12 protein-coding genes and 1 tRNA gene are annotated in these 12,789 nt (G+C 69.9%); 5 read left to right on the forward strand and 8 right to left on the reverse strand.

The window, feature by feature from the left end; all coding sequences use genetic code 11:
- Nucleotides 1-918, forward strand: a 918-nt coding sequence (locus tag AOK23_RS12070) for a glycoside hydrolase family 5 protein (RefSeq protein WP_055712726.1), incomplete at its 5' end; no start/stop codon positions are given.
- An 87-nt stretch (nt 919-1,005) separates the two neighbouring features.
- Here the strand turns inward: AOK23_RS12070 and AOK23_RS12075 are convergent.
- Both AOK23_RS12075 and AOK23_RS12080 read right to left on the reverse strand, forming a co-directional pair.
- Nucleotides 1,006-1,542, reverse strand: a complete 537-nt coding sequence (locus AOK23_RS12075) for a hypothetical protein (protein ID WP_055712727.1) — start codon at nt 1,540-1,542, stop codon at nt 1,006-1,008.
- A 231-nt stretch (nt 1,543-1,773) separates the two neighbouring features.
- Nucleotides 1,774-1,847: transfer RNA gene (locus AOK23_RS12080), tRNA-Thr, on the reverse strand.
- A gap of 232 nt (nt 1,848-2,079) precedes the next feature.
- Here AOK23_RS12080 and AOK23_RS12085 point away from each other — a divergent pair.
- The 3 genes from AOK23_RS12085 (at nt 2,080) to AOK23_RS12095 (ending at nt 4,809) form a co-directional block, all read left to right on the forward strand.
- Nucleotides 2,080-3,216: an ABC transporter ATP-binding protein gene (locus tag AOK23_RS12085; protein ID WP_055537947.1), complete on the forward strand. Its 1,137-nt coding sequence runs from the start codon at nt 2,080-2,082 to the stop codon at nt 3,214-3,216.
- Nucleotides 3,217-3,447: 231 nt separating this feature from the next.
- The gene (locus AOK23_RS12090) at nt 3,448-3,912 is read left to right on the forward strand and encodes a hypothetical protein (RefSeq protein WP_055712728.1); all 465 of its coding nucleotides are present in this window, start codon (nt 3,448-3,450) and stop codon (nt 3,910-3,912) included.
- Between the two features lie 165 nt (nt 3,913-4,077).
- A complete protein-coding gene (locus AOK23_RS12095; RefSeq protein WP_055712729.1) occupies nt 4,078-4,809 on the forward strand; it encodes a nucleotidyltransferase family protein in 732 nt (243 codons plus the stop codon).
- A gap of 185 nt (nt 4,810-4,994) precedes the next feature.
- On the opposite strand, the gene AOK23_RS12100 is transcribed toward AOK23_RS12095, so the two are convergent.
- From AOK23_RS12100 to AOK23_RS12125, 6 genes are all read right to left on the reverse strand, one after another.
- Nucleotides 4,995-6,692, reverse strand: a complete 1,698-nt coding sequence (locus tag AOK23_RS12100) for a DoxX family protein (protein WP_079049437.1) — start codon at nt 6,690-6,692, stop codon at nt 4,995-4,997.
- A 104-nt stretch (nt 6,693-6,796) separates the two neighbouring features.
- Complete coding sequence (gene rlmB / locus AOK23_RS12105) at nt 6,797-7,738, reverse strand: 23S rRNA (guanosine(2251)-2'-O)-methyltransferase RlmB (RefSeq protein WP_055712731.1); 942 nt, start codon at nt 7,736-7,738, stop codon at nt 6,797-6,799.
- A 117-nt stretch (nt 7,739-7,855) separates the two neighbouring features.
- Nucleotides 7,856-9,274 carry a cysteine--tRNA ligase gene (gene cysS, locus AOK23_RS12110; RefSeq protein WP_055712732.1) on the reverse strand — a complete coding sequence of 473 codons (1,419 nt, stop codon included), beginning with the start codon at nt 9,272-9,274 and terminating at the stop codon, nt 7,856-7,858.
- 310 nt (nt 9,275-9,584) lie between these two features.
- Nucleotides 9,585-10,091 carry a 2-C-methyl-D-erythritol 2,4-cyclodiphosphate synthase gene (gene ispF / locus AOK23_RS12115; RefSeq protein WP_055712733.1) on the reverse strand — a complete coding sequence of 169 codons (507 nt, stop codon included), beginning with the start codon at nt 10,089-10,091 and terminating at the stop codon, nt 9,585-9,587.
- Entirely contained in the window at nt 10,081-10,845 is a 765-nt protein-coding gene (ispD, locus tag AOK23_RS12120) for a 2-C-methyl-D-erythritol 4-phosphate cytidylyltransferase (RefSeq protein ID WP_055517694.1), read from the reverse strand. The genes ispF and ispD overlap by 11 nt, the downstream gene beginning before the upstream one ends.
- Before the next feature lie 272 nt (nt 10,846-11,117).
- Nucleotides 11,118-11,600: a CarD family transcriptional regulator gene (locus tag AOK23_RS12125; protein WP_003953493.1), complete on the reverse strand. Its 483-nt coding sequence runs from the start codon at nt 11,598-11,600 to the stop codon at nt 11,118-11,120.
- A 710-nt stretch (nt 11,601-12,310) separates the two neighbouring features.
- Between AOK23_RS12125 and AOK23_RS12130 the strand changes: the two genes are divergently transcribed.
- Nucleotides 12,311-12,789, forward strand: a 479-nt coding sequence (locus tag AOK23_RS12130; protein WP_055712734.1) for a copper chaperone PCu(A)C domain-containing protein, incomplete at its 3' end; no start/stop codon positions are given.

The following is a 12,789-nucleotide window of genomic DNA, read 5'->3' on the forward strand; positions in this document are numbered from 1 at the left end:
GCGAACGGGCAGCTGAAGGTCTGCGGCACCAAGCTCTGCAACGCACGAGGAAAAACGATCCAGCTGCGCGGTATGAGCACCCACGGCCTGCAGTGGTACAGCCAGTGCGTCACGAGCGGTTCCCTGAACGCGCTCGCCACGGACTGGAAGGCCGACGTCCTGCGCATCTCGATGTACATCCAGGAGGGCGGCTACGAGACCGACCCGCGCCGCTTCACCGACCTGGTCCACTCGGCGATAGAGCAGGCCACGGCCCGCGGCATGTACGCCATCGTCGACTGGCACATGCTCGACCCCGGCGACCCGCACCAGAACCTCGCCCGCGCCAAGACCTTCTTCTCCGAGATAGCCCAGCGCCACCGCGACAAGAACAACCTGCTGTACGAGATAGCCAACGAGCCGAGCGGCGTGAGCTGGTCCCGCATCAAGAGCTACGCCGAGCAGCTCATCCCCGTCATCCGGGCCAAGGACCCCGACACCCCGATCCTCGTCGGCACCCGCGCCTGGTCCTCACTCGGCGTCTCGGACGGCGCGAACGAGTCCGAGGTGATCAACAACCCGGTGAACGCGTCCAACATCATGTACACGTTCCACTTCTACGCGTACTCGCACCGGGACGAGTACCTCCAGACCCTCTCCCGCGCGGCTGACCGCATCCCCGTCTTCGTCACCGAGTTCGGCACCCAGAACTACGCCGGTGAGGGCGCGAACGACTTCGCCATGTCGCAGCGCTACCTCGATCTCCTCGCGGCCAAGAAGATCAGCTGGGTCAACTGGAACTTCTCCGACGACGAGCGCACCGGCGCGGTCTACAAGCCGGGCACCTGCGACGCCAACGGCCCCTGGACCGGCAGGGCCTCCCTCAAGCCGGCGGGCACCTGGATCCGCGACCGCGTCAGGACCCCGGACGACTTCTGACCGCGCACCACACGACACGAACCCCCGGGCCGGAGCCGACCCTGACTCCGGCCCGGGGGAGCCCGGCCGTCCGTACCGTCACCGCCGTCAGTTGCGCAGGGTGAGCCGCACATCGGCCTTGTCGTCGGGCTGTCCTTCATTCCAGTTCTGCACGTGCACATTCCTGGAAAGGCTCAGCCCCGGAAAGAGCACCATGTTCCCGAAGGCGGACGCACCGTCCAGGTCGCCCGTGTTCTCACTGTCCCCCTCGAAGAACTTGACGATCCCCTCGGTCACGCGCACGACACCATTCGGTTCATGGGTGAGCTTGTAATGCACTTCGACCCTTATCTCTCCCCCACACTTGGACCAGGCCGCGACGCGCTTGGAAGTTCCGACCGTGACCGTCACGGGGGTGAGCGAGAAATTACGATTGCAGACCGTGTTCGGCCCGAAGTTCTCATAGTCCATGATCCGCATGGACACGCTGCCGTTCACCGTCCGCTGATGGCTGGCCTGCGCCTCCGTCGCCAGAGCGGGAACCACGACGACCACCGCGGCGGGCAGAACGAGCGCCCGCCGAAGCAGGGAGCGAGAGGACGAAACAGAGCGAGAGGACTTCCGACGCATGAATATGTCCTTCATGAGGGCTCCCTCGGTCAGAACGAATTCACGAGGCGCAATTCAACTACCGCTCAACCCCCACCGTTTTCCAAGCTACGCCCCGAGCCATCCACACGCATTCCGAGTAACAGCGCCAAGCACGTTCGTTGAATGGTCAGTTGCCGCACAGCCACGCACACCCCGCGGCCGACGCCCTGTCGACGAACGACAAGACCCCGGATCGGCGCTCACCTGACCCGGGGTCTCTCCCAGAGCCCCCTGTCGGATTCGAACCGACGACCTACGCATTACAAGTGCGTTGCTCTGGCCAGCTGAGCTAAGGAGGCGTGGCCCCGCGCGGGGGCGCCCGTGCAGTGTACCCACGTCATGGGGTGCTTCCGTCGAAAATTTCCGCGAAGTTCACAGGGGTCGAGGTACTGACAGACGAGGTGAACGACAGGTACCGTCCTGAGCCAGTCCCTCGCATGGACTACACCACCGTGGAACCGTCCCCGGTGGCTCACCACCTTTACTCGGATCGTCCGGCACGTTCCTGCCGGTGAAGGGGGTCTACGACCCATGGCCACTGTCACGTTCGACAAGGCGACCCGGATCTACCCGGGTTCCACCAAGCCCGCCGTCGACCAGCTCGACATCGCGATCGAGGACGGCGAGTTCCTCGTCCTCGTCGGACCGTCCGGTTGCGGCAAGTCCACCTCCCTCCGCATGCTCGCGGGCCTGGAGGACGTCAACGGCGGCGCCATCCGCATCGGTGACCGCGACGTCACGCACCTGCCGCCGAAGGACCGGGACATCGCCATGGTGTTCCAGAACTACGCGCTCTACCCGCACATGACCGTCGCCGACAACATGGGCTTCGCGCTCAAGATCGCCGGCGTCAACAAGGCGGAGATCCGGCAGAAGGTCGAAGAGGCCGCGAAGATCCTCGACCTCACCGAGTACCTGGACCGCAAGCCGAAGGCCCTCTCCGGTGGTCAGCGCCAGCGTGTCGCCATGGGTCGCGCCATCGTGCGTGAGCCCCAGGTGTTCCTCATGGACGAGCCGCTGTCGAACCTCGACGCCAAGCTCCGTGTCTCGACCCGTACGCAGATCGCGTCGCTCCAGCGCCGCCTCGGCATCACCACCGTCTACGTCACCCACGACCAGGTCGAGGCCATGACGATGGGCGACCGCGTGGCGGTCCTCAAGGACGGTCTGCTCCAGCAGGTCGACACCCCGCGCAACATGTACGACCGCCCCGCCAACCTCTTCGTCGCCGGCTTCATCGGCTCCCCGGCCATGAACCTGGTCGAGGTCCCGATCACCGACGGCGGTGTGAAGTTCGGCAACAGCGTCGTCCCGGTCAACCGTGACGCCCTGAAGGCCGCCGCCGACAGGGGCGACCGCACGGTCACCGTCGGTGTCCGCCCCGAGCACTTCGACGTGGTCGAGCACAACGGCGCCGCCGCCTCCGCCCTGTCGAAGGACTCCGAGGACGCCCCGGCCGGCCTCGCCGTCTCCGTCAACGTCGTGGAGGAGCTCGGCGCCGACGGCTACGTCTACGGCACCGCCGAGGTCGGCGGCGAGACCAAGGACCTCGTGGTCCGCGTCAACGGCCGCCAGGTCCCCGAGAAGGGCGCCCAGCTGCACGTCGTGCCGCGTCCGGGCGAGACCCACGTGTTCTCGACCTCCACGGGCGAGCGCCTCACCGACTGACCCGGACACGACCGTCCGCGAAACCACCGGCCCGGGATAAATCACCCAGGTTGACGAAGAGGGCCCCGCAGCCAGCCTGCGGGGCCCTCTTCCATGCCCTCAACTACCCCGGCAAACCAGCTCATTTCGACTCCTGTGCGTCAACCCGGCGCCCGAGAAGTGGCGCTGCAGCGTCCCCCGTACCGGTGACCCAAGGTCGCCATATCACTACCCTGCGCTACCCTCACTCACGTGAAGCACACCCACACCTACACCCAACGGACGCGCCGCGGCCGTGGCCCCGCCCGCCGGATCGGCCGCTCCCTCGCCCTCGTCCTGCCCGTCGTCCTGGTGCTCTCCGGCACGCTCGCGGTCACCAGCGTCAACTGGTCGGGGACCGACTCCTCCGAGTCGATCCTCGCCGCGTCGGACGTCTCCGCCCAGCGGACGTCCCCCCGCGCCAAGGCCCGCGCCCCGCACGAGCTGCTGCGCGACAAGCTCCTCGTGGAGCTCCAGGAGAAGGACCCCGGCGTCGCCCTCACCCACCTCCAGCAGGCCGTGAACGGCCGCCCGTCGCTGGCGAAGCACTGCACGTCCATCGCCCGCGCCCTCGGCCGCGCCGCCGTCCGCGCGTACGGCCCCACCCGGGCCCAGTCGTACGCCCGCCCCGTCTGCGACACCTCCTTCTCGACCGGAGTCGCAGCACTGCACGGCTGAGGGCCCGCCCAAGGGCTCACAGAAACACTGGGGCCCCGCAAAGGCCCGCACGACACGGAGGGCCTCGCAGGACGCCCAGGGCGCTCGCACCCCCCAGTCCGCTCCCCCCATACCGATCACCCAGGGCCGTGCTCCCGCGAACGGGGCGCCACGTACAGTTCGGGCATGACCGATCCGAACGCCGCGTCGCGCCCCGTTCAAGCCGTGGTCCTGGCAGGTGGCCAGGGCTCCCGGCTGCGCCCGTACACCGATGACCGGCCGAAGCCCATGGTCGAAATTCCCGGCACGGGCACCCCGATCATCGGCCATCAGCTCACCTGGCTCGCCGAGGAGGGCGTCACCGACGTCGTCGTCTCCTGCGGTCATCTCGCCGACGTGCTGCAGAACTGGCTGGACTCGGCCGACCTGCCCGTCCGCGTCACCACGGTCGTCGAGACGGAACCCCTGGGCCGCGGCGGGGGCCTCAAGTACGCCGCCGCGCATCTGCCCCACCCCGACCGGCCCTGGTACGCCACCAACGGCGACATCTGGACCCGTTTCTCGCTGCGCGACATGGCGGACTTCCACACCGAGCGCGACGCCGTCGCCACGCTCGCCCTCGCCCGCCCCCGCATCCCCTGGGGCGCCGTCAAGACCGACGGCTTCGGTCGCGTCACCGACTTCATCGAGGCCCCGCCGACGACGTACGAGATCAACGCCGGCGTCTATGTCTTCTCCCCCGAGTTCGCGGGCCTCCTCCCGGAGCGCGGCGACCACGAACGAACCACCTTCCCCCGCCTCGCCCGGGAACGCCGCCTGGCCGGCTTCCCGATCCCCCAGGGCGCCTACTGGCGGGCGATCGACACGGCGAAGGACCTGACGGAAGCAGCAAGGGAACTGGCAACCCTGGGCCGCTAGAGCACCTTCACCACCCAGGGCTCACCCCGAAGGGGCGCGGGGAACTGCGCGACCGACCACAACGGACCCGCGCCCGCCGACTTCCCCGCACCCCCAAGCTGCCAGGCGACGACGCACACACAGGACGGGCCCCGCAGGAGTCCCTGCGGGGCCCGTCCTCTCACCGCCTCGAAAGGCGACAGAACCTACCCGAGCAACCCTCCGACCAGCCCAGGCTGCCCACCGGAGGAACTGCCTCCGGAACCCCCGGTGGAGCCACCCGACCCCCCGGTCGTCCCACCGGAGGCACCCGCGCCACCGCTGGACGTCGGCCCCGCCGTCGTCGGCGCCTGCTCGACCGGGGCGGACTGCTGCGGCGGGACCCGCCCCGCCGTCCCCTGCGTCTGGCTGGGCTGCCCGTTGGCCGCGCCCGCGTCCTGCGTCGCGTCCGGCGTCGTGGTGGCCCCCTGCGTGGGGCTCGCCGACGTCGCACCGGCGCTCGGCGAGTTGGACGCGGAGGGGCTGCGCCGCTCCTTGCGGCCCTTGTCGGCCTCACCGGGAAGCGGCGACCCGGGCAGTTCGTTGCGCGGAGCCTCTCCGGGCCCGGGAACGACGATCCGGTCGGCGTCCCGCACCGCTCCGCCGAGCAACGACCCGACCAGCAGCGTGAGACCGACGACGACCGCGGCGACGAGGGCGCCCCGGCGCAGCACGTACCGCCGCAGCTCCCAGATGTCGGCGCGCGGCCCGAGCGTGCGCCAGGCACCGCCCGCGAGCCGCCCGTCGACGGAGTACACCGGCGCACCCGCGATGACCAGCGGGGACCAGGCGGCGAGGTAGATGATGTCGGGCGTCTCGTAGACGGGGACGGTCTTCCAGCTGACGGTCACCAGCAGCGCGGCCGACAGCAGCACCCCGAACCCGGCGGCGACCCGCTGCCACAGCCCGAAGATCGTGAGAACACCGACGACGACCTGGGCGAACGCGATGACGAGGCCGGAGCCGACCGGGTGTTCCAGCGCGAACTGCCGCAGTGGCTCGGCGACCTCCCACGGGTGCAGCGTGTTCAGCCACTTCACCATGGAGCCGCGCTTGCCGCCGTCGAAGTAGTGCGGGTCGCAGAGCTTGCCCATGCCCGCGTAGACGGAGATGAAGCCGAGGAAGACGCGCAGCGGCAGCAGCACCACGCCCAGGTTCATCCGCCGGCCGGGGTAATAGCCCTGCCGCACGGGCTCGTTGGCGGCGCGGCGCCGCGTCCGCTCGCCGCCCGGGTCCCCGCCGTCGTACGCGTCGGCGAAGCGGTCGGCGGCGAAACGGTCGTCGGCGTAGTCGTCCCGTCCCGCGTACCCCGGCTCGTCGTACGCGCTGCCGACCTGGCGCATGGCGGGCAGCAGCCGGGTGCCGTCGGGGGCGGCGTGGTCGCCGTGGGTGCGCTGGCTGCCGACGATGGGCGTCTCGATCGTCTCCACCGTCAAGTCGGCGTCGTAGCGGCCGCTTTCGACGCCGAACCCGCCGGTGTCGGTCTCCGTGACGCCGAGGCGCGGGATGACCTGGGTGGCGCCGGCCTCCCTGACGGCCTGGAGGAGACGGTGGGCCCCGGTGTCGTCCGGCGCGGACTTCCCGCTCCAGACGACCGGGCGCCGGCGCCCGGCGGCGGGCGCGCCGGCGCGCACCACCGTGCCCACGACGGGCATGCGCGCGGTGTCCTCGGTGGCGCTCAGGTGCCGTGCGATCCGCGGGGACGCCCGCGTGGAGGCGCCCAACTGCACGCGGAAGCTCGCGTGGTTGACGATGACCTGCGCCGGATCGCTCGGCACCTTCACCATGCTCAGCGCGGGAGCGTCGTCGTATCCCGACGAGCGGTCCCCCGTGGGTGTGCGGGGTGTTCTGGTGTCCACACTCATCTAACCGAGTGACGTGTCGTTAGGACACTGCTTTGACCGCACCGATCTGTCCGGACCGCGTCAAGGTGATCGCGAACACCCCGAACCCCCAGTTGGGGGCCCTGTCAGCCCCGGCGCCGAGCCGCCTCGTACAGCACAACTCCCGCCGCGACACCGGCGTTCAGGGACTCCGCGCCACCCGGCATCGGAATCCGCACCCGGAAGTCGCAGGTCTCCCCGACGAGCCGCGACAGGCCCTTGCCCTCGCTGCCGACGACGATGACGACGGGCCCCTCCAGGGCCTCCAGCTCACCGACCTCGGCCTCGCCGTCCGCGGCCAGACCGACCACGACGACACCGGCCTTCTTGTACGCCTCCAGCGCACGCGTCAGGTTGGTGGCGCGGGCGACGGGCGTACGGGCGGCCGTACCGGCGGACGTCTTCCACGCGCCGGCGGTCATCCCGGCCGCGCGCCGCTCCGGTACGACGACGCCGTGGCCGCCGAACGCGGAGACCGACCGGACGACGGCGCCGAGGTTGCGCGGGTCGGTCACCCCGTCGAGGGCCACGATCAGCGGGTCCTCGCCCTCGTCGAACGCGGCGGCGACCAGGTCCTCGGGGTGCGCGTACTCGTACGGCGGGACCTGGAGGACGAGGCCCTGGTGGTTGAGCCCGTTGGTCATCCGGTCCAGCTCGGGGCGGGGCGCCTCCATGAGGTGGATGCCGCCGCGCTCACCGGCGAGCTGGAGCGCCTCGCGCACCCGCTCGTCGTTGTCGATGAACTGCTGGACGTAGAGCGTGGTGGCGGGCACGCCCTCACGCAGCGCCTCGACGACCGGGTTGCGGCCGACGACCATCTCCGAGGTGCCCCTGCCGCCGCGACCGCGCACCACGGGGCGGCGTGCCGTCTGCTTGGCCTTGGCGTTGGCGATGCGGTTCTTCTTGTGCCCCTTGCGCATCTCGGCGGGCGGCGTCGGGCCCTTGCCTTCCAGACCCTTGCGTCGCTGGCCGCCACTGCCGACCTGCGCGCCCTTCTTGCCGGACATGCGGCGGTTGTTAGCGGCCATGACCTACCCGTCTCCTGGAAGCGTTCGTACACATGGGCGTGTACGTCATTGAAGTCTCGTCTATGCAGTGTGCCGCCCGGAGGGCCGGGCGGCACAATCGATCAAGGTGATCGCGGGTCAGCGGGGGCCGAGCGTCCAGCGCGGACCGTCGGGGCTGTCCTCGATGACCAGGCCGGACTGGTTGAGCTGGTCGCGGATGGCGTCCGCGGTCGCCCAGTCCTTGCGGGCGCGGGCGGACTCGCGCTGCTGGAGGACCAGACCGACCAGACTGTCGACGACGCCGTGCACGCTCTTGTTGAGCACGGTCTCGCCCCGGTCGCCGCCCTCGCCGGCCCAGTGGGCGTCGAGCGGGTCGAGGCCGAGGACACCGAGCATGGCCCGCACCTCGGCGAGGCGCGCCACGGCGGCCTCCTTGTCGTCGGCGGCCAGCGCGCTGTTGCCCTGGCGGACCGTGGTGTGCACGACGGCCAGCGCCTGCGGCACGCCCAGGTCGTCGTCCATGGCCTCGGCGAACGCCGGCGGCACCTCGGCCGCGGGCTCGACGACCCCGCCCGCCTTCTCGACGACCCGCTGGACGAAGCCCTCGATACGGGCGAACGCCGACTCGGCCTCGCGCAGGGCCTCCTCGCTGTACTCGATCATCGACCGGTAGTGCGGGGTGCCCAGGTAGTAGCGGAGCACGATGGGCCGCCACTGCTTGACCATCTCGCTCACGAGGACCGAGTTGCCCAGCGACTTGGACATCTTCTCGCCGCTCATGGTGACCCAGGCGTTGTGCACCCAGTACCGGGCGAACGCGTCGCCGAAGGCCTTGGCCTGCGCGATCTCGTTCTCGTGGTGCGGGAAGATCAGGTCCAGCCCGCCGCCGTGGATGTCGAACTCGCTGCCCAGGTACTTGTGCGCCATGGCGGAGCACTCCAGGTGCCAGCCCGGCCGGCCCCGGCCCCAGGGCGTCTCCCAGGTGGGCTCGCCCGGCTTCGCCGACTTCCACATGGCGAAGTCACGCGGGTCGCGCTTGCCGGTCTCGCCCTCGCCGGACGGCTGGAGCAGGTTGTCCAGCTCCTGGTTGGACAGCCGCAGGTACTCCGGGTACGACCGCACGTCGAAGTACACGTTGCCGTCGGCCGCGTAGGCGTGGCCGCGCTCGATCAGCCCGCGCATCATCTCGACCATCTCGGTCACATGCCCCGTGGCACGCGGCTCGTAAGTCGGCGGCAGGCAACCGAGCGCGTGGTAGCCGTCGTTGAAGGCGCGCTCGTTCTCGTAGCCGATCGACCACCACGGGCGGCCCTGGTCGGCCGCCTTCGCGATGATCTTGTCGTCGATGTCCGTGACGTTCCGGATGAACGTCACGGCGTACCCGCGGTACTCGAACCACCGACGCATGATGTCGAAGTTGAGCCCCGAGCGGATGTGGCCGATGTGCGGGGCCGCCTGCACGGTGGCACCGCACAGGTAGATCGAGACACAACCCGGCGTGATGGGGTCGAAGTCACGGATCTGCCGGGCGCTGGTGTCGTACAGGCGAATAGTCACGCCTCCAGGGTAGTGGGCAACCGCGCGTGCGCTGCGCCGATCCGGGCGAAGGTCCACGAATTCGTGACACGTGACTGCGCCGCCGGGCCGGGCGCCTAGTAGCTCGGGGTCCACTGTCGTCGGGCGGCTGCGTGTGGTTCGTGGTTTCTCGCGCAGTTCCCCGCGCTCCTGCAAAGCGACCGGGGCTGCGCCCCGCGCCCCTGAAGGGCGGGCCGCAGGCCCGTTCCCTTCAGGGGCGCGGGGAACTGCGCGAACGGCCACGACGGACCCGCGGTCGCCGACGCACCCGCGCCCCCGAGCTGTCCGGCGATCAGACCTTCGCGACCAACGCCGTGGCGACCGCCATCAATCCCTCGCCGCGGCCGGGGAACCCCAGCCCGTCCGTCGTCGCTCCGGAGACGGAGACCGGTGCTCCCACGACCTCCGACAGCACCTTCTGCGCCTCGTCCCTCCGCTTGCCGATCTTCGGTCGCGGCCCGACCACCTGGACCGCCACGTTGCCGATGACGAATCCCGCGTCGCGGACGATGCGCGCGGCCTCCGCGAGGAGCGTCACCCCGGACGCGCCCGACCACTCGGGCCGGCCCGTGCCGAAGTGCTGCCCCAGGTCACCGAGTCCCGCAGCGGAGAACAGCGCGTTGCACGCGGCGTGCGCCACGACGTCCGCGTCGGAGTGCCCGGCGAGGCCCGGCCCCTCCCCCTCCCACTTCAGGCCGGCGCACCACAGCTCCCGGCCCTCCTCGAAGGCGTGGATGTCGGTGCCGATGCCGACCCGCGGAAGCACCACCGTGGGTGTCGTGTGCGTCTCAGAACCCATCGTTCAGCCTCCTGCGGGCCAGGACCGCCTCCGCGAGGACCAGATCGAGCGGGCGGGTCACCTTGAACGCCTCCTCGTGCCCGGGCACGACCACGACGCGCGATCCGAGCCGCTCCACCATGCTCGCGTCGTCGGTGACCTCGCCGGTGACCGTCTCGTGCGCCCGCACGAGGGTCGCCCGGTCGAAGCCCTGCGGCGTCTGCACCGCCCGCAGCCGTGCCCGCTCCGGGGTGGCGACGACCGGCTCGGGCGTGCCCGGCACCGCCGTCGGCTCGACCTCCTTGACCGTGTCGGCGAGGGGCAGCGCGGGCACCACGGCCGGCGCCCCGTCCCGTACGGCCTCGATGACGGCGTCGACCGTGTCGACCGGGACGAGCGGGCGCGCCGCGTCGTGCACCAGCACGATGTCGTAGCCGGGCGGCAGTGCGTCGAGGCCGAGGCGCACGGACTCCTGCCGTGACTCACCGCCGGGTACGACGAGGAAGTCGGTCCGCTCGGGCAGCGCGTGCGCGTCGAGCAGGGACTTGACCTCGGCGGCCCCGTCGGGCGGTGCCACGACGATGACGAGGGAGACGGCACGGGACGCGGCCATGGCCCGTACCGCGTGGATGAGCATGGGGGTGCCGTTCAGCGCCCGCAGTGCTTTGGGGGCGCCCGGACCGAGGCGTACGCCCCTACCGGCGGCCGGGATCACGGCTGCCGTACGGGCTCCCGCGCCGGTCCCGGAAGGCGAAGGACGCGAATCGTCAGACATCGGTTCCTGTCAGGTTTGTGTGCTCGGCCTACGTGGGTATGGCCACAGCGTGCCGGGCGCGACATCTTGACCGGACCCTTCCGTGACATCTGGTCGAGCCAGCTGCCCGGGCCCGGCACGCCAAGTATCGGGGACCCCACCCCGTCGTACGGCATCCGGTTCCGTGGCCGGGTACGAACATGCCGCAGCGCCCGGCGACAATACGTATGTCATCGGGCACCGCGGCATTTACTGTGCTGCGCTGAGCGGGCTGGCTGCCTGCCTCAGTCAGTTCAGGACGCGAGGACCTCGTCCAGCAGGGCCTCGGCCTTGTCCTCGTTGGTGTTCTCCGCGAGGGCGAGCTCGCTCACCAGGATCTGTCGGGCCTTGGCGAGCATGCGCTTCTCACCGGCGGACAGTCCGCGCTCACGCTCACGACGCCACAGGTCACGGACTACTTCCGCGACCTTGATGACGTCGCCGGAGGCGAGCTTCTCCAGGTTTGCCTTGTAGCGACGCGACCAGTTCGTGGGCTCTTCGGCGTACGGCGCGCGCAGCACCTCGAAGACCCGATCCAGGCCGTCCTGACCGACCACGTCACGCACACCCACGAACTCCGCATTGTCCGCCGGTACGCGCACCGTCAGGTCACCCTGGGCGACCTTGAGCACCAAGTAGGTCTTGTCCACGCCTTTGATCTGGCGAGTTTCGATGGCCTCGATCAGCGCGGCCCCGTGATGGGGATAGACCACGGTGTCGCCAACCTTGAACGTCATGTGACAGGTACCCCTTCCGTGGCTATCCAGGGTAACACGGATACGGCGTGTTCTGAATGGCGTTTTCGCAGGTCAGGGCATATCTCAGGGCTTGACAACAGCGACAGGGACGTGCTGCGAGGGGCGAACGGGAGTGGGTATTCGCAGGTGGGAGCGGCTCTCCGGGCGGAGCGAAACGCGCACGTTACACCTATCCGGAGGACTCCTCGACTGTCCGAACGTCCTACTTTGTCCGACTCCAAGTGTGCGACTTCCGTTACTCCGTTCGGTGGGCGGAGTCGGGTACGAGACGAATCCGGAATTGATCAAGGAGTTCGATCTCCCGGAGATGTTCCGCCGTTACCGGATCGTGTTCCGGAGGGTTCCGGTGCCGGTTCCTCTCCGGTTCCGGTGCGAGTTCACGTGAGGTTCGGACGTGCTTCCGACCGGCTTCTGGCGTGGTTCTGGGCGGGCTTCTGGGCGGGCTTCTGGCGGCTGATCGATTTTCCGTGGCCGCACGCATTCCTCGCCGGAAATCGAGGGGCGGCGGGGAAGGGTTCGATGGGGGTTATGTGAATGCCGGACGAGCGCGCGGGCGGCCCGTCGGTCAATTGCTTCCGGTGACTCACGCGGCACTTGGGGAGGGTCGGGTGCGGCCGTGATGGGGCGGCTCGGTAACCTAAGCCCGCTACCGATCACGTATCGCCCACGTTCAAGGAGTTGCCGCCGCCGTGAGCAGCAGCCTTCGACGCGGCACACTCGCCGCCGCCGCCCTCGCGTTCTCGATCGCCTCGCTCGCCGCGTGCAGCGCCGGCAGCAACGCCCAGACGCTCCAGGTCAAGCCGGACAACGCGGCTACGACCGTCGGGGACATCGAGATCCAGAATGCGATCGTGGTCACCCAGCCGGACGCCGCGGCCAAGGGCCCGGCGGTCGTCTCCGCGACCCTGTTCAACAGTTCCACCACCGACCAGACGCTGGACTCCGTCACCGTGGACGGCGCCGGCGCCGCCGAGGTCACCCCCGTCAAGGGTGAGGGCAAGGGCGGCAAGGTCGTCGTCCCGGCCGGCGGCTCCGTGATCCTCGGCGGCGAGGGCAACGCCTCCGCCGTCCTGTCGGACATCGGCTCCTCCGTGCAGAACGGCAACGCCCAGAAGGTCACCTTCGCCTTCAGCGAGACCGGTGACGTGAGCCTGCGCGCCTTCGTCGT

This window comes from Streptomyces torulosus (assembly GCF_001419765.1).
GTDB lineage: Bacteria > Actinomycetota > Actinomycetes > Streptomycetales > Streptomycetaceae > Streptomyces > Streptomyces torulosus.

What these genes read in the sequence shown, in the direction of transcription:
- AOK23_RS12075 (WP_055712727.1), bottom strand. Translation starts at nt 1,542, where the DNA reads ATGAAGGACATATTCATGCGTCGGAAGTCCTCTCGCTCTGTTTCGTCC.
- AOK23_RS12085 (WP_055537947.1), top strand. Translation starts at nt 2,080, where the DNA reads ATGGCCACTGTCACGTTCGACAAGGCGACCCGGATCTACCCGGGTTCC.
- AOK23_RS12095 (WP_055712729.1), top strand. Translation starts at nt 4,078, where the DNA reads ATGACCGATCCGAACGCCGCGTCGCGCCCCGTTCAAGCCGTGGTCCTG.
- AOK23_RS12100 (WP_079049437.1), bottom strand. Translation starts at nt 6,692, where the DNA reads ATGAGTGTGGACACCAGAACACCCCGCACACCCACGGGGGACCGCTCG.
- rlmB (WP_055712731.1), bottom strand. Translation starts at nt 7,738, where the DNA reads ATGGCCGCTAACAACCGCCGCATGTCCGGCAAGAAGGGCGCGCAGGTC.
- ispF (WP_055712733.1), bottom strand. Translation starts at nt 10,091, where the DNA reads ATGGGTTCTGAGACGCACACGACACCCACGGTGGTGCTTCCGCGGGTC.
- ispD (WP_055517694.1), bottom strand. Translation starts at nt 10,845, where the DNA reads ATGTCTGACGATTCGCGTCCTTCGCCTTCCGGGACCGGCGCGGGAGCC.
- AOK23_RS12125 (WP_003953493.1), bottom strand. Translation starts at nt 11,600, where the DNA reads ATGACGTTCAAGGTTGGCGACACCGTGGTCTATCCCCATCACGGGGCC.